The 19780-nt window shown below is 60.0% G+C and carries 18 protein-coding genes; 6 read left to right on the forward strand and 12 right to left on the reverse strand.

Annotated elements, in window-relative coordinates; genetic code table 11:
* Positions 1-8 precede the first annotated feature (8 nt).
* Positions 9-1193: a carboxypeptidase-like regulatory domain-containing protein gene (locus tag GSQ80_RS20950; protein ID WP_158789600.1), complete on the forward strand. Its 1185-nt coding sequence runs from the start codon at positions 9-11 to the stop codon at positions 1191-1193.
* A gap of 47 nt (positions 1194-1240) precedes the next feature.
* Here the strand turns inward: GSQ80_RS20950 and GSQ80_RS20955 are convergent, their stop codons facing one another.
* From GSQ80_RS20955 to GSQ80_RS20980, 6 genes are all read right to left on the reverse strand, one after another.
* Positions 1241-1528, reverse strand: a complete 288-nt coding sequence (locus tag GSQ80_RS20955) for a hypothetical protein (protein ID WP_371315748.1) — start codon at positions 1526-1528, stop codon at positions 1241-1243.
* A gap of 96 nt (positions 1529-1624) precedes the next feature.
* Positions 1625-4336 (reverse strand): DNA internalization-related competence protein ComEC/Rec2, encoded by a 2712-nt coding sequence (locus tag GSQ80_RS20960; RefSeq protein WP_254059829.1) that lies wholly within the window; start codon positions 4334-4336, stop codon positions 1625-1627.
* Positions 4337-4399: 63 nt separating this feature from the next.
* The gene (locus tag GSQ80_RS20965; protein WP_158789601.1) at positions 4400-5764 is read right to left on the reverse strand and encodes a class I SAM-dependent RNA methyltransferase; all 1365 of its coding nucleotides are present in this window, start codon (positions 5762-5764) and stop codon (positions 4400-4402) included.
* Positions 5761-6480 (reverse strand): hypothetical protein, encoded by a 720-nt coding sequence (locus tag GSQ80_RS20970; protein WP_158789602.1) that lies wholly within the window; start codon positions 6478-6480, stop codon positions 5761-5763. The genes GSQ80_RS20965 and GSQ80_RS20970 overlap by 4 nt, the downstream gene beginning before the upstream one ends.
* A gap of 4 nt (positions 6481-6484) precedes the next feature.
* On the reverse strand, positions 6485-7285 hold the full coding sequence (locus tag GSQ80_RS20975) for a type III pantothenate kinase (protein ID WP_158789603.1): 801 nt from the start codon (positions 7283-7285) through the stop codon (positions 6485-6487).
* A 93-nt stretch (positions 7286-7378) separates the two neighbouring features.
* On the reverse strand, positions 7379-8194 hold the full coding sequence (locus GSQ80_RS20980) for a biotin--[acetyl-CoA-carboxylase] ligase (RefSeq protein WP_158789604.1): 816 nt from the start codon (positions 8192-8194) through the stop codon (positions 7379-7381).
* Between the two features lie 67 nt (positions 8195-8261).
* Here GSQ80_RS20980 and GSQ80_RS20985 point away from each other — a divergent pair, with 67 nt between their 5' ends.
* Entirely contained in the window at positions 8262-8678 is a 417-nt protein-coding gene (locus tag GSQ80_RS20985; RefSeq protein WP_158789605.1) for a hypothetical protein, read from the forward strand.
* A gap of 13 nt (positions 8679-8691) precedes the next feature.
* Here GSQ80_RS20985 and GSQ80_RS20990 read toward each other — a convergent pair whose 3' ends face one another.
* From GSQ80_RS20990 to GSQ80_RS21005, 4 genes are all read right to left on the reverse strand, one after another.
* The gene (locus tag GSQ80_RS20990) at positions 8692-9924 is read right to left on the reverse strand and encodes a DUF2252 family protein (protein WP_254059830.1); all 1233 of its coding nucleotides are present in this window, start codon (positions 9922-9924) and stop codon (positions 8692-8694) included.
* 81 nt (positions 9925-10005) lie between these two features.
* Positions 10006-10215, reverse strand: a complete 210-nt coding sequence (locus GSQ80_RS20995; RefSeq protein ID WP_158789606.1) for a hypothetical protein — start codon at positions 10213-10215, stop codon at positions 10006-10008.
* Between the two features lie 96 nt (positions 10216-10311).
* Positions 10312-13092, reverse strand: coding sequence for a valine--tRNA ligase (locus tag GSQ80_RS21000; RefSeq protein ID WP_158789607.1), 2781 nt, complete (start codon positions 13090-13092; stop codon positions 10312-10314).
* A gap of 70 nt (positions 13093-13162) precedes the next feature.
* Positions 13163-13687 (reverse strand): hypothetical protein, encoded by a 525-nt coding sequence (locus GSQ80_RS21005; protein ID WP_158789608.1) that lies wholly within the window; start codon positions 13685-13687, stop codon positions 13163-13165.
* A 119-nt stretch (positions 13688-13806) separates the two neighbouring features.
* Here GSQ80_RS21005 and GSQ80_RS21010 point away from each other — a divergent pair, with 119 nt between their 5' ends.
* Positions 13807-14382: a TetR/AcrR family transcriptional regulator gene (locus GSQ80_RS21010; RefSeq protein WP_158789609.1), complete on the forward strand. Its 576-nt coding sequence runs from the start codon at positions 13807-13809 to the stop codon at positions 14380-14382.
* Between the two features lie 54 nt (positions 14383-14436).
* Here GSQ80_RS21010 and GSQ80_RS21015 read toward each other — a convergent pair whose 3' ends face one another.
* Positions 14437-15033, reverse strand: a complete 597-nt coding sequence (locus GSQ80_RS21015) for a hypothetical protein (RefSeq protein WP_158789610.1) — start codon at positions 15031-15033, stop codon at positions 14437-14439.
* Between the two features lie 73 nt (positions 15034-15106).
* Here GSQ80_RS21015 and GSQ80_RS21020 point away from each other — a divergent pair, with 73 nt between their 5' ends.
* Positions 15107-16465: a winged helix-turn-helix domain-containing protein gene (locus GSQ80_RS21020; RefSeq protein ID WP_158789611.1), complete on the forward strand. Its 1359-nt coding sequence runs from the start codon at positions 15107-15109 to the stop codon at positions 16463-16465.
* Positions 16466-16535: 70 nt separating this feature from the next.
* Here GSQ80_RS21020 and phbB read toward each other — a convergent pair whose 3' ends face one another.
* Positions 16536-17258, reverse strand: coding sequence for an acetoacetyl-CoA reductase (gene phbB / locus GSQ80_RS21025; protein ID WP_158789612.1), 723 nt, complete (start codon positions 17256-17258; stop codon positions 16536-16538).
* Between the two features lie 194 nt (positions 17259-17452).
* Between phbB and GSQ80_RS21030 the strand changes: the two genes are divergently transcribed.
* Together GSQ80_RS21030 and GSQ80_RS21035 are read left to right on the forward strand one after the other, a co-directional pair.
* The gene (locus GSQ80_RS21030) at positions 17453-18352 is read left to right on the forward strand and encodes an SDR family NAD(P)-dependent oxidoreductase (protein WP_158789613.1); all 900 of its coding nucleotides are present in this window, start codon (positions 17453-17455) and stop codon (positions 18350-18352) included.
* Positions 18353-18585: 233 nt separating this feature from the next.
* A complete protein-coding gene (locus tag GSQ80_RS21035) occupies positions 18586-19770 on the forward strand; it encodes an acetyl-CoA C-acyltransferase family protein (protein WP_158789932.1) in 1185 nt (394 codons plus the stop codon).
* Positions 19771-19780 lie beyond the last annotated feature (10 nt).

Genomic DNA, 19780 nt, shown 5'->3' on the forward strand with positions numbered 1-19780 from the left:
CGAGCGCGATGCGATGGATGGCTGCGGCAATGCTGGGCGTGGCAGGGTCGGTTGGGTTGGCGCAGCAGGCTGCGATGCCGCCTGCGACTGCGGAGACTACCGGAACGATCATGGGGCACGTCTACCTGGCCGATACCGGCAGCCCCGCGCGGCTGGCGCAGGTGGCGCTGCAGCCAGTGCAAGTGCCGAGTGATGATGCGAAGAAGAGTGATACGCGCCAGACAAGTTCGTTCCAGATCTATCGGACCGCGCTCGACGGCGGGTACCGCATCACGCGTGTGAGGCCTGGTTCGTATTACGTGGTGGTCAAGATGCCGGGGTATCTGTCGCCGTTTGCGATGTTCACGAATCAACAGCTTTCGCATCCGACGCCGGATGATCAGCAGAAGATGGATGCGTATTTGCCAGTGGTCACGGTGGTGCCAAATAACTCGGCGACGATGGACATTCATTTGACGCGCGGGGCGAGTTTGAGCGGGACGCTTAGCTTCGATGACGGAGAGCCGTATCCCGATGTGCAGGTGCAGGTGATGCAGAAGGATGCGAAGGGCAAGTGGCAGACGTTGCCGCTGGTAAGTGGTGGATATACGGATGATTTGGGTAACTTCCGCATTACTGGTCTATTGGCGGGGGAGTATTTGCTGAAGGCGAGTTTTTCGCTCGACGAAATGTTTGTGTCGAGCGTGCTGGAGCAGCCTCAAGGAATATCGTCGTTCCCGCACTTCTCCCTGGACTACTACAGTGGCGATACGGTCCGGCTGCGAGACGCGAAGCCCATCCATGTGGACAGTTCGCAGGAGGTGTCGGGTGCCAACATCACCATTCCCGTGTCGAAGCTGCACATGGTCAGTGGGCAGATTGTGCAGGCAGGCGGCGGTCGCGCGATCAATGGTGGAACGGTTGTGCTGTGCTACTCGGATGGCGAAGGCGAAGAACTTGCATCGGTGAAGGTAGAGAGCGATGAGCCGATGTTTCGGATGCCGTTTGTGCCGGAGGGAAGCTACGTGATTAAGGTCAAGGACGCCGAGGATGTGAGGCGCGAGGAGATCTCGAACGGGCTTGGATCCATGCCGCCGTTTCATACCAAGGAGACCGTCGTGCAGAAGTATGGAACGACGGAACAGCCGCTGGTCGTGACGGGCGATGTGAGTGGAGTGAACCTCGCGGTAACCGCGTCAGGAAAGTCGCCATAGTCCTGCGCGGACGGCGAGGATGGGTGTGGCGCGGGATCAGGCTTGCGCTACATGATGCGGAAGCGTTCGCGCATCAGGCGTTGGAAGCGGGGACGCCAGATGAGGTCGTAGGCCAGCTCCTTGCCGGGAAACATGGCGAGGGCAGCAGAGCGCGCGTCGCCGATCATCTGCGACGCGTCGTCGATGGTGAGGGAATGGTCCTGTGCGATGGTCTGTAGCACCAGGTTCATCATGAGCTGAAGCCGGCGGATGAGGCGTGCTTCTTCCTGGGCGTCAGGGGAAGCGGGGGTGGGATTGACGGCCGGGGTCGTGGGGATCGGGTCGGGGTTTGGCAATCGCGGCTCCTTGGGGTTCGACAGGTGCGGAGGACGAAACGCTGGAAGCAATGGAGGCTGACAACTTCCAACCTACGTTTAAGTCCTGAGGACTGTCTACCAATTAGACGCGGCAGATGCTTCGGAGATTCCTCCCGCAGGGGTGAGCAGGAAGGTGGTGGCTCCGAGGCGGTCGGTGCGATAGGTGCGGATATGGGACGCAGCCAGGCGGTCGATGACGATGGGGCTGGGATGGCCGAAGGTGTTGTGCTGGCCGTCGCTGATGACGGCGTCGAGGGGCGAGACGGCCGCGAGGAACTCGGGTGTGGTGGAGGTGTGGCTGCCGTGGTGTCCGACCTTCAGCAGCGTTGCGGGAAGGACGCGGTGGTTGGCCAGCATGGCCTCCTCGCTGGGCGCTTCTGCGTCGCCTTCGAGCAGGACGCTGGCTTGAGCGTAGTCGAGACGGACGACCAGCGAGTCGTTGTTGATGGGCGTGCCGCCGTTCGCGTAAGGGGCTTCTGGCGCGAGGACGGTGGCGTGCAGATCGGACCAGGTGAAAGCCTGGCCCGCATGCAGGTGGCGAATGATCATGTGCTGGGCACGGGCTTGCGCGAGTAGAGCGTAGAAGAGCGGAGAGTCGCCGGGGTCAATGCTGATCCAGAGTTCGCGCGGATGGAAGTCGCGCAAGACAGCGGGCATGCCGCCCATGTGATCGGAGTGCGCGTGGGTTAGCAGGACCACATCTAGATGACGGATGCGGCGCGACCAAAGGTAGGGTGCGACGACCTCCTCGCCAACGTCCCATGCGCTGGCTGGCGCATTTTCGCCGCGGCCGGTGGGACCTCCTGCATCGACCAGCATGGTTTCGCCGGCTGGGCTAACGACGAAGATCGAGTCGCCCTGGCCCACGTCGATGGCCGTGACTTCGAGGGCGCCAGGATGCAGGCGGGGCGGTATCGGATAGAGAACCGCGAGCGGGATTAGCAGAGCAACCAGGACTCCGGTCGCGAATAAAGTGCGGCGGTGTGCGCGGAGAGCCCAGCAGCAGTAGAGAATGCAGGCGCAGGCCAGCGCGAGGGCGATGGGAGCAGGCTCCGGGGTGCGCAGGTTGGCGATGGCTAGATTTTGCACGCGGTCGACGGTGAAGCGCATGAGGTGCAGTAAGAGCGCTGTGAGCGCGGCGGGAATTAGCGCAAGCCAGGCACTGAGCAGCGAGGCGAGGAACGTGATGATCGCGACGCAGAGCAGCACGGAGAGCAGAGGGATGTCGATGAAGTTGAGTGGAAGGGCAAGCAGCGTGGCTCGATGGAAGTAGATCGCCATGGGCAGAACCATGCAGAGCTCGGCGGTGAGCGAGATGAGGATGGCTTCGCAGGCCCAGAAGAACGCGCGGAGGATCCAGGCGGGTAGGTTAGCGAGGCGGGGGCCGAGGAGGTCGGCTGAGAGATCGGTGAGCATGCGGGTATGAACACGGAACTGCGCGATGCGTGGGGGGACCCCGGCGTCGGCGCGCACAATATCGAGGTGGCGAAGTGCGCGCAGGCGGGGAAGGATGAGGCGTTCGCTTAGCGGGATGGCGAGGCCAGCGATTGCGAGGATGACCATGAACGTCATTTGAAAGCTGACTTCGTAGAGTGATCGCGGGTCGAGAACAAGTACGGCAAGCGCGGCCGCGCCGAGAGCGTTGAGCGCGGTGATCTCGCGATCGAGCCAGCGGGCGATGAGGTAGATCGCCGTCATGATGAGGGCGCGTTGGGCAGGGATGCCGAAGCCGGTGAGCTCGGCGTACCCGAAGGCGACGAGGATTGTTAGCAGAACGGCGATGCCTTGGGGGAGACGGAGCCGTCGTAGAAACCAGAAGAGGCCGCCGGCAAGAAGGGCAACGTGCAAGCCGGAGACGACAAAGAGGTGGAAGGTTCCGGTGCGCTCGAAGGCTTCGCGCAGGGCGCGGGTGAGGTGCGTGCGATCGCCGAAGAGCATGGCGTTGAGCATGGAGGCGTCTTCTGATGTGAGGCGCAGGGCTTGAGGAAGGTGGTGGCTGGCGTTGGAGTTTGCGAATGACTGGAGACGGTCGGAAGCCCATGCTTGCGCGGCGAAGATGCGACAGCGCAGAGTCGGGCGCGCGGCGTGAAGGACCTGCACGCGCGAGGATCGGGCGCTCCCGGTCGCGCCGATGCCTTCTTCCAAGAGATAGTCGGCGTAGGACCATGCGCCGGGGTCGCGGTAGACGTCGGGGGTGCGGAGGCGAAGCGGAACGTCGATGAGGTCGCCGCAATGAAGTGCGAGCTGCGGGCCATTGACAGTGAAGCGGATGCCTCCGGCGGTGGCCTGCATGGCGGAGAGGTCAGGCGTAAGGTATTCGACGGACTGGACGTCGATGTCGACGGACTGCGTATCGGGATCGGGGTCGGTATCCCAGGCGCCGGGCTCGAAGGCGGGATGGGGTGAGTTACGTGGCGGCGGAGGAAGCGTGCGTACGCGGATGACAGCGCCGTGGACGTCGCGGGTAAGGCCGTCGGCTAGATGATGAAGCGCTTGTTGCTGCGGGACGGCTGGCTCGATCAGCGCGCACCAGCAGCCGATGGCGATCCAGAGCGCGTAGACAGGAACGATTGCAACGCGAGGAGCCTTGCGGAGGCTTGCGAGTGACAGCGCGAAGAGGAAGAGCGTGGCGACGGCGAGCAGGAGCGTCGGTTGCCAGCGGAGAGCGAGTAGATCGCCGAGTGCGAAGCAGGCACACGCAGTGAGGAGCGGGACCCGGCGAAGCCTGAGCGGCTCGACGACAGGGGAATCGTACAACCAGGATGTGGCAGCACCGACAGCCGGCATGAGAAGCGCTACCTTGCGCAGTACGGGAGACAGTTTTAGTGTTTCACTTTTGCGGCAGGGTAGCTAGCGGGCGGGAGGTTTGCGCTCGAGGATTGCGACTGTTTCCAAGTGGAAGGTCTGGGGAAAGAGGTCCACGAGATGCAGGGCGCGGATGCTGTAGAAGGGCTGCAAGGCGTTGAGATCGCGAGCGAGGGTGGTGGGGTCGCAGGAGACGTAAAGCAGTGTGGGAGCTGCGATCCGCGCGAGCAGCTCGCAGGCTTCGAGGCCTACGCCGGCGCGCGGCGGGTCGAGGACGATGAGGTCTGGGCGGTCGCGATCGAGTACGGCGCGGCGCAGAAAATCGAGTGTGGTGGATTCGTGGACAGTGCTGGTAGAACCGCGTTTGGTGAGAGCGGCGCGGAGGTCGGCGACGGCGGTGGGGTTAGCTTCGACGGCGGTGACCTCGTTAAAGCTGCGCGCTAATACGCGAGAGAAGAGACCGACGCCGGCGAAGAGATCCCAGGCAAGCGTGCCGGAGCGCGGCTGGTCGTCGTCGTTGCAGACCAGCTCAACCAACGTTTCGAGCAGGAAGCGGTTGACCTGGAAGAAGCCGCCGCGCGTGATCCAGTAGGTTTCATCAAGTACGCGATAGTTGAGGCCGGGGGCACCAGCTTCCGCGATCATCCGGCCGGTGGGGCCGGTACGGGGGTCGAATGCGGCAGCAGCGGTCGCGGTGATCAACACGCCCTGGGGTGCGTAAGCCTGCAGCGTAATCGCGGCGCGGTCGAGGCTATCGAAGAGCGGCTTGGTGCGTGGAGCGCAGAAGAAGGTGACTTGGATGCGCTTCATGGTGTGGTCGCAAAAGAGCTCGACTTCGGCCGTGGCATTAAGCCAGTAGGCAACGTCGCGATCCTCCGCAGCCGCTGCCAGGAGGGACTTGGCGGTAGACCAGAGAACGGGCGCCGCGATGAGGCAGGTGGTGATGGGAAGAAATTCCGTAGTCGCGTGTCGGTTATAGCCGAGGCGGAGGGAACCCTCGGTGCCTGCTTCGTCGCCACTGCCCACTGCATGCGCGACACGCAGGCGAATACGATTGCGATATCCCCAAGGTTCGGCAGAGTGCATCAGTGGTTCGGGCGCGGCATCAATGCCGGCGCCGTTTAGAAGTTCGGAGAAGATCGATTGCTTCAGGCGGAGTTGTTCTGGATAGTTCGCCATTTGGTAGTGACAACCGCCGCAGGTGCCGAAGTGCGGGCAAGGCGCGGGCACGCGTTCCGGCGAGGGAGTGAGGACACAGAGCAGCTGAGCCTCGTTGCTGGCGTTGGGGTTCGTCGCTTCCACCGTCTCGCCCGCCAGCGTGAAAGGAACCAGCACGGGAGCGCCACGCTCGCTGAGCGCGAAGCCATTGCCGCTGTAGAGCACTCGGTCGATATGCAGGGTTCCGCTCATGCGTGGCTCATATAAAACAGGCTGAGGCGCGGAAGTGCGCGGAGTTCGAGAAGACGCTTGTGTAGAAACTGCTGCTGTACCTGGCGAAGCTGTACGGCGGACATCTTCGCGCGGTAAGGAGCGAGCTCGCGATCGGCCTGAGTCTTCAAGTCTACGAGCTCCGCCTCGCTCGCGGACAATTGCATCGCGGTGAAGAGTTTTTCTTCGAGCACGGTGAGTGTGCGGTCGAGATCGTCGAGCGCCGGAGGTGCAGGTCCGCGCATGGAGGCAGCAAGTTCGCGCAGCCGAAAGGCAATCGTCGCGCGCACTCCGTCTGATGGTTCATCGGGCAGGACGGTGGCTTCCAAAGCCTGGGCGTTCTGGTCCAGAAACGTTGCGACGCGCTCTGACTCGAAGCCGGATTCGCGCGGCTCGCGTGCAACGGCGGGTGCGATCCCGGTGGAGGCTTCGACGAGTTCTTCGGCGGATTGCATCACCGCCTGCGAGCACCAGGCTAGGCCGTTGACCTTGCGCAGACGGCCGCGAGCCTTGTGGGCGCGAGCGTCATATTTATCGAATGCCGCATCGATGCCACGCAGGACGGCCTCCAGCGGAATGCCGGCCTCGCGCCAGGTTTCGATCAACGCCCAGTCAAGCGTGTTGAGCAGAAGGATGGAGCCGCGGCGGCTGCTGAATCGTTCTTCGATTTCGGAGAAGTATTCAAAGTAGTTCAACATCACGTTAGCGACGCCGTTGGCGGTCGTGATTGCGCTCCCAGATAAGGCGGAGGCCGTTGAGAGTAAGGTTGTCGTCGACGTGCTGGATGTACTTTGAGTCAGCGGCGATTAGCTTTGCGAGACCGCCCGTGGCGATCGTTTTGGTTTCAGGACCCAGCTCTGCGATCATGCGATCGAGGATGCCGTCGATTTGGCCGATTGCGCCATAGTACAAACCGATCTGGATGTTGTCCGTTGTGGAGGTACCGATGATTTTTGCCGGCTTCTTGATCTCGACGCGGGTGAGGCGAGCCGCGCGGGCGAAGAGCGCGTCTGCGGAGATGCCGATGCCCGGAGCGATGGCGCCACCAATGAACTCGCCTTTCGCAGAGACGACGTCGAAGGTCGTGGCCGTGCCCATGTCGACGACAATCGTTGGGCCGCCGAGCCGATCGAATGCAGCAACACAATTGACGATGCGATCGGCACCCGCCTCGCTGGGATTGTCCGTGAGCACGGGCAGTCCCGTCTTGACGCCGGGTTCGATGAACAGCGGACGGATATGGAAGAACGTCTCGCACAGACTGCGGATGGCGGCATCCAGCGGCGGGACGACGGAGGAGACGGCGATGCCGGTAACGATCTCGGGCGTCAGCCCTCGCATACTGAACAAGGCCTGGAAGAGAACGCCAAGCTCGTCGGCCGTCTGCTTGTGGGGCGTCGTAACGCGCCAGTCGGCTACCATGTGTGCAGGCTCTGCGCCGGTTGCGGGCGCGAAGAGACAAAAAACCGTGTTGGAGTTTCCGACATCGAGTGCCAGTAGCATGCAGAGCTTTCCCGCCTCAATCAGCTATCTTACCAGTCCTGCGCGGAGTCCTACCGCGGACGGCGAGAGTTAAGAACGGAGATTGTCGATGGGCTATGCCTCTTCGCGAACCCCGCCCGAAAGCACAGTGCGCTGCGTATGGTCATCGGTGTCGACGAGGAGATAGCCATTACGGTCGAGCCCGGCAGTGGTGCCGGTGTAGCCACCTTGCTCCGGAACCTGCACGCGCTTGCCCTGCACCCAGCTGGAGGCGGCGCTGAAGCGGTCGAGCAGATCGGGCTGGTGAGCTTCGAGCTGCGTGAGTTCGAGATCGAGTGCGCGAAGGATCGCGATCATCAGCGCATTACGGCTTTGTGGCTCGCCGGTCGCAATCCGCAAGGAGGTGGCGATGGGCGCAAGCTCTGGAGGGAAGCTCTCGTGGTTTATGTTGATGCCGATGCCGATCACGGCGTAGCGGAGTAGCGCGTCTTCGCCTGGGTGAACGGCGGCTTCGACGAGGATTCCGCCGATCTTTTTGCCGGGGCCGTCGGGCTGCGGAAGAAGCAGGTCGTTCGGCCAGCGGATGTCGACGTCCAGACCGGTCACCGTCTTGATGGCGGACTGCACAGCAAGGCCGGTGGCCAGCGAAATCCATAATGCTTCGCGCAGCGGCAGTCGCGGCATGGCAAGAACGCTGAGGTACAGACCGTCTCCCGGTGACGAGTGCCAGGTGTGGCCACCGCGGCCGCGTCCCTGGGTTTGCGCGTCGGCGAGATACACCGTGCCTTCGGGAGCACCGTTGGCAGCCGCATCCAGTAGCAGGGTATTGGTGGACTCGGTCGTGGGAAAGTGGTGCAGGCGCGCGGGAAAACGGGTGCCAACCAGCGCGCTACGAAGTGCGGCCGGATTCAACTCTTCGCGAGAACTCATATCTGCATCTTAACTCTCATGGCAAGACTCTTGAAAGACGTTGATCACAGTTGGGCGGGTTACGTTCATGCCCGTTGAGTTGTCCGTACCGCTGGCGCATCAATTTGCACTGTTGCTGCTGATTGCGTTGCCGGTGGCCTGCGCTGCTTGGACGGTCACGCATGAGGAGGTCTTTCGCGAGCCGCGAGAGTTCTGCAAACGCATGAGTCAGAATTGCAAGGCGCTGCCGCAGAGAAAGTTCTTCTACCTGTTTACCTGTGAGTATTGCTTCTCGCACTATGTTGCGGCGCTGGCATTGCTGCTATTCCGATACCAACTGCTGTATGAGGGATGGCGCGGCTACGTGATTGCGTGGTTCGCCGTGGTATGGATCGCGAACGTCTACATGAGCGTGTTCAACCTGCTGCGGCTGGACATCAAGCATGAAAACGTGACCATCGCCGTCGAGCAACGGGAACTACCGGTTGAGGCCGCGAAGAAGTAAGGGCGAGAGCCGATCAGGAGGCGAGCGCGTATTGGCGGCAATGCTCCAGGTACGCGGCTTCGTGTTCGGAGACGAGTTGAAGGAGACTGCTCCAGAGCCAGTTGGGAGCGTCTAGAGATTTGCTGCGATTACGGTTGAGTTCGGCGACCCAGCGCTTGCGGGTTGCTGCGTTCATCTGGCGCCCATGAGCCTTTCCGACGACGGCGGCGAGGAACCGGGCAGCGCCGATCGCCTGATCGCAAGTGAGGGAATCGATCTCGAGCTTGAGGTCCTGTGGCAGGAGCTCCCGGACAACGACGGGGCGACGCAGAAGCGTGGCCGCCATCATACGATTGCCGAGGTACGGAGAGAGCGCGCAGGCTCCAGCGACGACACGTTCGGCGAAGTCGGCCGGCATGTGCGGCGCGCCGGCGATGCGTTTGGCCGCTGGGGCCGCGGGTTTGACGGCTTCCTTGATGTCGACCAGGCAGTAGGTTTTGTCGGCACCTTTGCCGACGGAGACGAGCACGGCCATCCGCAGTTTCCCGAGTGAACTACATCCCTTCATCCAGTAAGCCGCATCCACGACCTTCACCTTCGCGTCGTCGTCGCGGCCCTTAAGCTGCGTCATAAGTTTGCGGGTCGTATCTTCCGCGAAGAGGTCTTCGATGGCTTTGCGTTCCTGGTCGGAGAGTTTCCAGAAGCGCTCGCCTAGGGGAATGGTGGGCTTAACGTCGTCGATACGCTCTTCGGCAAGATGTTTCCAGCGGCGTCGGACCGCATTTTGAAGGACATCGTGAATCGGTGCGAGGTCGTCGCCTTTGGCGTCGTCGGCAGTGGTGGCGACGGGATGGAGGAGCGCAGATTGATAGCCGTGCATGATGTGTTCGACCATCTGCGCGGTCGTGACACCGGGAAGATCGCTGCCGCGCGCCGCCATCGCGAGCGAGAGCGCGAGCCGGATGAGGTCGTGAGCGGGGTTGCCGATCACTGTCTGATCGAGGTCGCGAATCTCGATCTCAACGCGGCCGTCGGCGCCGGCTACCGGGCCGAGATTGCCGACATGACAGTCGCCGCAGATCCAGACGAGCGGCCCTTGGGGGATGGAACCTTTGCGGGCGTGGGAGAGCCACTCGTAAAACTGAATCGTATTGCCGCGGACATACGCGTGAACGCTGCGCGCCATCTTCTGGCGGCGCTGCTGCTCGAGGACGCGGGATCGATCCGCGAAGGCAATCGCTTGGTTCTTCGGCTTCTTTGTCGGCACATGAGTATGGATGCCGACGGCGCGAGACCGGGTGCCTGCCTCTGAAATATCTTCTTTGCTGAAAAGAAGATAGCCAGGTCGCTAGCTGTCTTTGCGATATAACAGGTTGCGCATGGCATCGCGTCGCGCAGCGTTGGCCTCGCGGTCAGTCGTGGCGGCGGGGTGCTGCGCAATCAGTTCGGCTGCTTCCGGCGTGGAGCAGGTCGGGCAGCGATTGGCGTAACCAGGCTTGTCCGGTTTCAGTTCAAATTCTTCTTCGCAGATGATGCAGGTTTTGATTGGGAAGGGCATTGGAGTACTCCAGGTTTGTAGCGGGTTTCGGGTTTGCGCGACGCTTCGTGAAACGCGTTCTACGGATTATTGGACGCGCAACCGACACTTAAGAAGCTACTCGGCCGGTAGGGCGGCGAGAGCGGCTTCGGCCTTTTGTTTCAGCGCGAGCGTTTCGGTGTGCTGCTTGCGCAGGCCTTCGACGATGTGCGCTGGGGCGCGAGCGATGAAGCCTTCGTTGCCGAGTTGCTTGTCGGCGGCTTCAAGGCCCTTGTTGTATTTGGCGAGGTCCTTCGTGATGCGCTCGCGCTCCGCAGCGACATCGATCTGGCGCTCGTAGAGGATGGCCACATCGAAGGCGGACGTCGAACGGGCGTTGTTGCCGGTGAGAGTTGCGAGTGCTGGCTCGACGGCGTCGACGCGGGCGAGACGGGAGAGCATGTCGGCGTTGGCGTGAGCGAGCCCGTAGATTTGGGCGCTGGCGTGGATCTGGATGGGCGTGGACTCTTTTTCGGGGACGGCAAGCTCTTTACGCAGGCCGCGGATGGTGACGATGAGATCTTGCAGGGTCGTCATGGCGAGGACCGAGGGTTCGTCGGCGGCGAAGTCTTCGGCACGCGGATAGTGCGTGAGAGCGATAGACTGCGCGGGGCTGGGAGTGCCGACGCTTGTATAAAGCGCATGCCAGAGCTCCTCGGTCAGGAAGGGCATGAAGGGCGAGAGCAGGCGCAGCGCGGCCTCGAAGACGCTGACGAGGGCGTTGAGCGTGATGGCAGCGACGTCGCTATGCGGCTTAAAGATACCGTTTTCGTCGGGGAAGAAATCCATACGAAGCTTGACCAGCTCGAGATACCAATCGCAAAACTCGCCCCAGAAAAACTGGTAGACGGAGTTGGCTGCTTCGTCGAAGCGGTAGTCGGCGAGCGAGTGTGCGACGCTGTCCGAGACGGTGGAGAGTCGGGAGAAGATCCAGCGGGTTTCGAGAGGCGTGTGCTCGGGAAGCTCGATGGAGACTGAATCGTGGCTTTCGAGCGAGACTTTGTAACCGGCTTCTCGGCCGCGGTCGATGTTCATCTGCAGAAAGCGGGCGGCATTCCAGATCTTATTGGCGAAGGCGCGATAACCTTCCGTGCGCGCTTCGTTGAAAGCGATGTCGGTGCCGGGGCTGGCTTGCGCGGCGAGCGTGAAACGGACGGCGTCGGTGCCGTATTTCGTGACGATCTCGATGGGGTCGATGACGTTGCCCTTGGTCTTCGAAATCTTCTGGCGGTCGGCGTCGCGGACCAGCGCGTGGATGTAGACGTTGCGGAAGGGTACGGCGTCGGCGAGCGTGCGCGGACTGCCGTCGGGCATGGGGACGTCGAGCATGAAATGGCAGCTGAGCATGATCATGCGCGCTACCCAGAAGAACAGGATGTCGAAGCCGGTGACGAGCTGCTGCGTGGGATAGAAGGCGGCCAGGTCTGGCGTGAGATCGTTGCTACCGTCCCAGCCGAAGACGGTGAAGGGCAGCAGGCCGGAGGAGAACCACGTGTCGAGGACGTCGGTCTCCTGGTGGATGTCCGTGATGCCGCAACCGCTGCAGGCTGTCGCGATATCGCGAGAGACGGTGATGCATCCGCACGCCTTACAGTGCCACGCTGGAATGCGATGGCCCCACCACAGCTGTCGCGAGATGCACCAGTCGTGGATGTTGGTCATCCACTCCATGTAGGTCTTGCGATTGTTGTCCGGCGTGAAGGTGATGTGACCCTTCTCGACTGCCTCGATGGCTTTGTCGGCGAGCGGCTGGATCTTGATGAACCACTGCATGGAGAGGCGTGGCTCGATGATGACGCCGGTGCGCTGCGAGATGGGGACCGTCATTGGATGGTCTTTGATCTCGACGAGAGCGCCGATGGATTCGAGCTCGACGACGATGCGCTCGCGTGCCTCGAAGCGATCCAGGCCATGGAAGGGCGAACCGGGGAGATCGACATGCGCGGTCTGATCGAAGATGGTGATGTTCGGCAAGTTGTGGCGCTGTCCGATGGCGAAGTCGTTGGGATCGTGCGCGGGCGTGACCTTGACGGCGCCCGTGCCAAACTCGGGATTGGCCCAGTCGTCGGCGACGATAGGAATCTCGCGTCCAACGAGTGGAAGAATCAGCTTCTTACCGATCAGTGCGACGTACCGTTCGTCAGTTGGGTTAACGGCGACCGCGACATCACCCAGCATCGTCTCGGGACGAGTGGTCGCGATGGTGATCGAGCCTGTTCCATCGACTAACGGATAGCGGATGGTGTAGAGCTTGCCGACGTGCTCTTCGGAGTCGACCTCGAGATCGCTGACGGCGGTCTGAATCTGTGGATCCCAGTTGACGATATACGCGCCCCGATAGATGAGGCCCTGCTCCCACAGCCGAACGAACGCTTCTTTCACTGCGACCGAAAGCCGATCGTCCATGGTGAAGTATTCGCGCGACCAGTCAACGGATGCGCCGAGCCGCTTCATCTGCTCGGTAATGGCCGAGCCGTACTGCTGCTTCCACTCCCATACGCGCTCGGTGAAGGCCTCGCGTCCCAGCGTCTTTCGGTTGGGGCTTCCCTCGGCAGCGAGCTGGCGCTCAACCATCATCTGCGTCGCAATGCCCGCATGATCGGTTCCAGGAACCCAGACGGCAGTGTCGCCGGACATACGACGCCAGCGCGTGAGGATGTCCATTTGCGTGTGCTCAAGCATGTGGCCGATGTGCAGGCGGCCGGTAACGTTGGGCGGCGGCAGCAGTTGGACGAAGGGTTTAATGGTGCTTGCGTCGGCCGGGGTGGGGACGGAGAAGATCTTCTCGTCGACCCAGAATTTGGACCACTTCTCTTCAATCAGCGATGGATCGTACGCCTTGGGTAGTTCCTGACTCATAAGCTTTAAGGGTAGCAGGAAGCCGAAGGATCGAGCGCAGCGCACTGCAGGATAGAAAAAAAAACGGCAGTTAGGATTCGGTCGTACTGCCGGTGAGGGTAGGAGCCGCCTTGGGCTGCGGACGCATCAGCCAATAGAAAGCGGCGATGTGCGTGATCATCAGCATTGGTACGTAGATGATGGGTATCGCGTATCCGGCACCTAACTGACCCGCAAGCGCAGGAAGGCCAAACTTGACGGCGTGGTAGTAGTCGAGGAGGATATCGACCATTCCAACGAAATTGAAGGCGACGACAAACAGCCCAAAAAGCGGACGCGCCCTGACCGTGAGGAGGGCCACAATTGCGAGGACTCCGGTTGCAAAGTCGCCGTAGGCGGCGAACGTGGCGAACCCACCGGGCAAATTGGGGCCGACGACGCCTGGCAGGATAAAGACGAGTCCGAAGAAGCGGAAGCTGTGGAACGTGGCGATGACGCGATGCGCCTCAATCCGTTCCATCGACCTAAGCCTGGGCAGGATGTACACGCTGAAACAAAGCAAGCACGCTACATAACCTAAAACGAGTTGTATTGGGAAGAGCATTTGTGGTGGCATTTGGCCTCCTTTACCCATAGGATTATGTGCATCATCCTATGGGTGCAGAATTTCTTCACATAGGTGGCGTGGTGAGCGAATTGTCCCGTGGGATGATTGTCAGCATCCTATAATTAGCTATGCGCTACGGGCCCGAGCACAAGGCAGAAATCCATCAGAAGATTGTGAAAGACGCCTCGCGGCGGGTTCGCGCCGAAGGGATAACCGGTGCCGCAGTTTCAGCTGTAATGCACGACGCCGGTTTGACCCACGGAGGTTTTTACAAGCATTTCGGAAGCAAGGACCAGCTGCTCCTGGAGTCGCTGAGCGAGGCATTTAAGGAAATAGCCGACCGCCTTACCCACGCCGGCGAGCAGTCCCCGCCCGGGACGGCATGGAAGGCGATCGTGAAGACCTACCTGAGCCCTGAATATTGCGACCACGTCGAATCCGGATGCCCCCTGGCAGCTCTTGGGCCCGAGTTGGCGAGGGCCGATGAGGCGATGAAGCCCCAGATTTTCGAGGAACTGAAGAAATACAAGAGTCGAATGCTTCCGTTTATGCCTGGCAGAAGAATTGCGGACAAAGAGCGCGCTTTCTTTTGTATCTTTTCAACGATGGTCGGGACGATTGAAATCGCGCGGATGCTGCCAGAGCCACGGATGCGAGAGAAGGTGCTGGCGAGCGTGAGAGAGTTTCTCCTGCACAGCTTTTGACCTTTCGCGCTTAATTGTCGAGCACGTGCGAATCCTTCCATGAATTCCGTCCAATCATTTCTTTACTCGTGTCAGATCCGCGATAAAGTTTGGTTCCCAGGTCTTCCCTCCATCATCGGAAAACGACTGTTCTACATGGTGCGAGTCCGGCGTGATATCCGACCACACAAACCTGACGAGGATGCTTCTGCCATTCAATGTGTCCTGGCAATAAAGCTCACCACGCCCGTCTTTGAATTCACCGATCAGAGGCGGTTCACTTAAGGTTCCGTCGTTGATGTTGGCGAACGTCTGACTCCACTGATGGGACTCTGGATTGTAGAGGAATAGGGTCAGTCCCTGAAGATGCATCGTGTCGTTGCTCGCATCGATCTCCTCGAGATTCGCTCGCCCATTCCAAATCTTCCGCACGGTGACAGTCCCATTCAGTTCGACCCAGGTAGTTGAGCCCGACAACGGATGGACGAGCCGCTTGATGTGTGTCTCCCACGTACCAAAGTGGAAATCAAAATCGTGCTGACTGTCGCGAAAGGGGTGCGTGACGGTCCCATCTGGGGATAGAGTCGCTTGGGAAAATGCCGCCGGTTGAGCTAGGACAGCAATGAGGGCGAACAGGAGAACGGCCAATCCAATATGTCGCGAGCGATTCACTTATTTCCTCCATGTAACGAATGACAACGTGATGACGGGGATCCGGCGTTTCGATGAACTTAGGAGCCAACGATTGGGTTTCGTTGGTTTCTCTCAGGAGCAGTGTAGGCTTGATTTCGAGTGTTTAAGCTCACATATGCCACAGGGATTTTCAAAGAAAAATCAAAGCTCCGTCGATACCGCGTATCGGTTTGGTGACTTTGAACTTCATCCTCGCGACCGGCTCCTCAAGCGAGCCAATACCCCCATCGCGCTTCAGCCCAAAGCGTTCGATGCTCTCCTCTGTCTGGTCCGTCGCGCTCAACATCTTGTCAGCAAGCAGGAACTGATCAACATCCTGTGGCCATCTGTTCATGTAAGCGAAGCGAACCTCACGAACACGATTGTCTCCTTGAGAAAGATTGTTGGCCGGAACACGATCCGAACCGTCTCGAAACACGGCTACAGGTTTGAGTTGCCCGTAGAAAGCGAGCCTGGCGTGGCAAGAGCGACTTTCGAGAGATTCGCGCGAGCTAAAGAACTGACGGCTCAACGTTCCCTGGAGTCGGTATCTCTCGCGCGGGATTTGTGCTGGACTTGTCTTGCAGAAGATCCCAACTTTGGATCTGCGTGGGCGATGCTAGGAAGATGCTGCTGGTTTTTCGATAAATTCGCCGGTCACTCGCCCGCGAATGTTGAACTTGCCTATGCGTCATTTCAACGGGCGTTCGCAATTGATCCCGACCTCGCTGCAGCCCACCAGTTTTATACGTTTCTGCAAGTGGATACAGGGCATGCGAAGGAGGCAATGTGTCGCCTATTGGAACGTCTTCAGCGTCATCCTGGCGAGCCGGAGTCACTCGCCAGCCTGGTTCAAGTATTTCGATTTTGCGGGATGCTTGAGGAGTCGATCGAGGCGCACAAACGGGCGGTCAAAATGGACCCGGCCGTCGCTACGAGCATCGCTCACACGTTATTTCTTGCGGGTCAGTATAAGTCGGCAATCGAGACGTATGGCGGGCGCGCCGCCTACTACCTCGATGCTGCGGCATGGGCTGCTTTGGGTGATGAGCAACGCGCAATTGATCTGCTCCGGGAACGGCTTGACCGAATGTCTTTATCCAAGCTGATGACCGCGCTCATGGCGTCCTTATTGGCCGTTCTTGAGCGTAGGTCCGCAGATGCCGTCACGTTAATGGAAGCCGCGGACACCACTCGCGAGCCCGAAATTCTCTTATATCTTGCACGACATTACAGCAGAATCGGGGAACGAGACCTTGCTATGAGTGCTCTTGTGGGAGCGGCGGAGGCTGGGTTTATTTGCGCGCCACAGACCCTCAACGCGGATATGTGGCTGCGTCCGTTACGCGAACATCCGAGCTTTGATTCTTTGTTGAAGAATTCGGAGATGCGGATCCGAGAGGCTCAGGGAAGCGTCGACTCGTTCAGGTAGAGTCCACGATCAGACCCTAAGAATTCGTGGGCGGTACACAGCCTGTCGCGCGCGGTGCCTGGTTCCATGCTCAATACATGTGCTGGCCGCCGTTGATCGACAGCGTGGATCCCGTCACAAAATCGCAATCGTCAGCGGTGAGAAATACCACCCCACGAGAGATATCCGTGGGTTTGCCGAGTCTGCCCACCGGTATGCGCGCAATGATCTTCTGCAGGACCTCAGGCGGCACCGCCCGCACCATTTCCGTGTCAACGTAACCCGGTGCAATCGCGTTGACTGTAATGCCAAACCGCGCGCCTTCCTGTGCCAGGGCCTTGGTGAATCCGTGAATGCCGGATTTTGCCGCAGCATAGTTCACCTGGCCGTATTGCCCCGCCTGCCCGTTCACGCTGCCGATACTCACGATGCGTCCAAACTTCGCGTTGCGCATACTGTCAAACGTGAGTTTGCAGAGGTTGTAGCAGGAGCCGAGGTTGGTGTCGATGACCGCATCCCACATGTCGCGGTCCATCTTCTGCAACGTCCCATCGCGGGTAATTCCAGCATTGTTCACGAGGATTTCTATGGGGCCGACTTCAGCGACGATTTTCTTCAGTGCGTCGCTGCATTCCTCGAACTTGGCCGCGTTAAATCTGTAGACCTTGATCCCGGTAACTTTCGAAAACGCCTCCGCTGCCTGATCATTGCTTGCATAGGTCGCGACAACCGTTCTTCCCGCCGTTTGCAATGCAATGCTGATCTCCGCCCCTATTCCTCGTGTGCCGCCCGTAACCAATGCCACTCGTGCCATTTTGACTCCTCTACGCAACTGCCCTTTTTGCGGACAGCAATACACGGCGACACGGTGTCGCGTTCTGCCGTGCTGACTCGTTGCAACGCAGCATAACTATGCTGCATTGCAACCTAAAATGCTGCAGTGCATATATAATACAGATGTTGGGAGGCGTTGTTTGTGGCGCCCGACACACCAGGAGGATCGTAAAGATGTCCTTGACGCTGGATAGCCAAAGTTCACGTGGTACTGACAAGCCTGCAGTGGCGGCGGATACCGCACAGGCGCCGTTTACCCTGCAAGGCCGGACCGCACTTGTTACCGGTTCCGGCCGAGGAATCGGTCGAGCGATCGCGAAACGTCTGGCAGCGGCTGGCGCGAATGTCATGCTGAACGATATGGACGAAGGTCTGCTGTTGGAGGCAGAAGCGGATCTCAAGCATCCCGACCGTGTCCGCCACATAACCGGAGATCTGACGGACCCCTCCACACCAAAGGCCGTCGTCGACGCTGTTCTGGGCGCCTTTGGTTCGATTGATATCATCGTCAACAATGCTGGCTACAGCTGGGACAGCGTGATCCAGAAGACTACTGACGAACAGTTTCAAGCCATGTTGGACATTCACCTGGTGACGCCGTTCCGGATTCTGCGCGCGGCTTCCGAGTACATTCGGGAGACCGCAAAGAGCGAATCGGCGAGCGGCCGGCGAGTGATGCGCAAGGTCGTAAACATCACTTCCATTGCTGCTACCGACGGAAATCCTGGACAATCAGGCTATTCGTCAGGGAAGGCGGGTGTGATTGGCCTGACCAAAACGTTGGCCAAGGAGTGGGGCAGGTACAACGTAAACGTCAACGCGGTTGGCTTTGGTCTGATCGAGACTCGGCTGGCGCAGCCCCTGAATGGCGACAATGCAAACCTTCAAATGCATGGCCACGAGATTCGACTCGGCGTCCAGCCAACCATGCTGGAGGCGATGAAGAATTCGTGTCCCCTGGGACGCCTTGGAACACCGGATGAGGCCGCCGGCGCAGTTCTCTTCTTCTGTTCTCCCCTGTCGGACTACGTTACCGGCGAGGTCCTGATCTGCGGCGGTGGGATGCATTTTTAGCAGCAGCCTGTTTGCAAGGACAGGTCAACTGCAGATCTGCTCTCGGGCCGGACGATGAATGCGGCTTTGGAGTCGACGGTGCGCTGGTACACCGACTTCTGATCCCTTAGAAGGTATAGTTAGGGGCGCCCGATACCATTGGGACTTGCGACCCGGATCACCCTGCTCGAGACGAGCCCCCTCCCTGACGCCTCTCTTGCGAATGTAATCGGCATATGGGAGGAACTAAGTTGATGAACCGGGAAGTTGTGGTTTTGAGTGCGGTACGCACGGCAGTTGGCAAGTACGGCGGCGCATTGAAGGACATACCGCCCACCGAGTTGGCAGCGGCGGTCACACGCGAGTCTGTCCGACGTTCGGGACTTGCTCCAAACGAAATCGGCGCCTGTGTCTTCGGTAATGTGATCCATACCGACGCAAAGGATATGTATCTTGCGCGGGTGGCGGCATTGAACGGAGGTCTGCCGATTGAGACTTCAGCCCTGACGCTCAATCGCCTCTGCGGCAGCGGCCTGTCGGCGATTCTTGCCGCAGCGCAGATCATTGTTCATGGTGATGTTGTAGCCGCGGTGGCTGGTGGCGCAGAATCCATGAGCCGGGCGCCATACTGGCTTCCCAGCATGAGATGGGGAGCACGCCTGAACGATGCCACCGCCGTGGACGCGCTGGTAGGGGCGCTGACTGATCCGTTCGAGGGCGTTCACATGGGTGTTACCGCCGAGAATGTTGCTCGCAAGTGGAAAATAACCCGGGAAGCCCAGGATGAGTTGGCGGTTGAGAGCCACCGACGCGCTCTGGACGCGATCCAAAGCGGTAAATTCACGGACCAGATCGTGCCCATCGAAGTCAAGATAAAGGGCGGCACGAAGCAGTTTGCCACGGACGAATCGCCTCGAGCGGACGCGACACTCGAGAACCTTGCGAAGCTGAAACCAGTGTTTGATAAGAATGGCACTGTAACGGCTGGCAACTCCTCCAGCATTAACGACGGCGCCGCAGCCCTTGTTCTGATGGATCGCCAAGCCGCCGAGGAGCGCGGTCTGAAGCCGATGGCGAAACTGGTCGATTATGCCGTAGCCGGGGTAGAACCTGGGTACATGGGCATCGGTCCCATCCCGGCGGTCAGGCAGGTATTCAAGCGAACCGGGCTGACCGCAGATCAGATAGACGTTTTTGAAGTGAACGAAGCCTTTGCCGCGCAAGCCCTGGCTGTTGTTTGCGAGCTTGGTTTCCCGTCTGCAAAGACCAATCCCAATGGGAGCGGAATCTCGCTGGGACATCCGCTGGGAGCGACGGGCGCGATTGTGACCGTAAAAGCGCTCCATGAACTGCGCCGCATCGGTGGCCGCTACGCCCTGGTCACCATGTGCATCGGCGGAGGACAGGGCATTGCGGTGATCTTTGAAGCACTCAACTAGAAATAGAAGT

The sequence above is a fragment of the Granulicella sp. L46 genome, from assembly GCF_009765785.1.
Taxonomy (GTDB): domain Bacteria; phylum Acidobacteriota; class Terriglobia; order Terriglobales; family Acidobacteriaceae; genus Granulicella.

Coding starts and splice junctions, on each gene's coding strand:
- GSQ80_RS20950 (WP_158789600.1), top strand. CDS start 9: ATGCGATGGATGGCTGCGGCAATGCTGGGCGTGGCAGGGTCGGTTGGG.
- GSQ80_RS20960 (WP_254059829.1), bottom strand. CDS start 4,336: ATGCCGGCTGTCGGTGCTGCCACATCCTGGTTGTACGATTCCCCTGTC.
- GSQ80_RS20965 (WP_158789601.1), bottom strand. CDS start 5,764: ATGAGCGGAACCCTGCATATCGACCGAGTGCTCTACAGCGGCAATGGC.
- GSQ80_RS20970 (WP_158789602.1), bottom strand. CDS start 6,480: ATGTTGAACTACTTTGAATACTTCTCCGAAATCGAAGAACGATTCAGC.
- GSQ80_RS20975 (WP_158789603.1), bottom strand. CDS start 7,285: ATGCTACTGGCACTCGATGTCGGAAACTCCAACACGGTTTTTTGTCTC.
- GSQ80_RS20980 (WP_158789604.1), bottom strand. CDS start 8,194: ATGAGTTCTCGCGAAGAGTTGAATCCGGCCGCACTTCGTAGCGCGCTG.
- GSQ80_RS20985 (WP_158789605.1), top strand. CDS start 8,262: ATGCCCGTTGAGTTGTCCGTACCGCTGGCGCATCAATTTGCACTGTTG.
- GSQ80_RS20995 (WP_158789606.1), bottom strand. CDS start 10,215: ATGCCCTTCCCAATCAAAACCTGCATCATCTGCGAAGAAGAATTTGAA.
- GSQ80_RS21000 (WP_158789607.1), bottom strand. CDS start 13,092: ATGAGTCAGGAACTACCCAAGGCGTACGATCCATCGCTGATTGAAGAG.
- GSQ80_RS21005 (WP_158789608.1), bottom strand. CDS start 13,687: ATGCCACCACAAATGCTCTTCCCAATACAACTCGTTTTAGGTTATGTA.
- GSQ80_RS21010 (WP_158789609.1), top strand. CDS start 13,807: ATGCGCTACGGGCCCGAGCACAAGGCAGAAATCCATCAGAAGATTGTG.
- phbB (WP_158789612.1), bottom strand. CDS start 17,258: ATGGCACGAGTGGCATTGGTTACGGGCGGCACACGAGGAATAGGGGCG.
- GSQ80_RS21030 (WP_158789613.1), top strand. CDS start 17,453: ATGTCCTTGACGCTGGATAGCCAAAGTTCACGTGGTACTGACAAGCCT.
- GSQ80_RS21035 (WP_158789932.1), top strand. CDS start 18,586: ATGAACCGGGAAGTTGTGGTTTTGAGTGCGGTACGCACGGCAGTTGGC.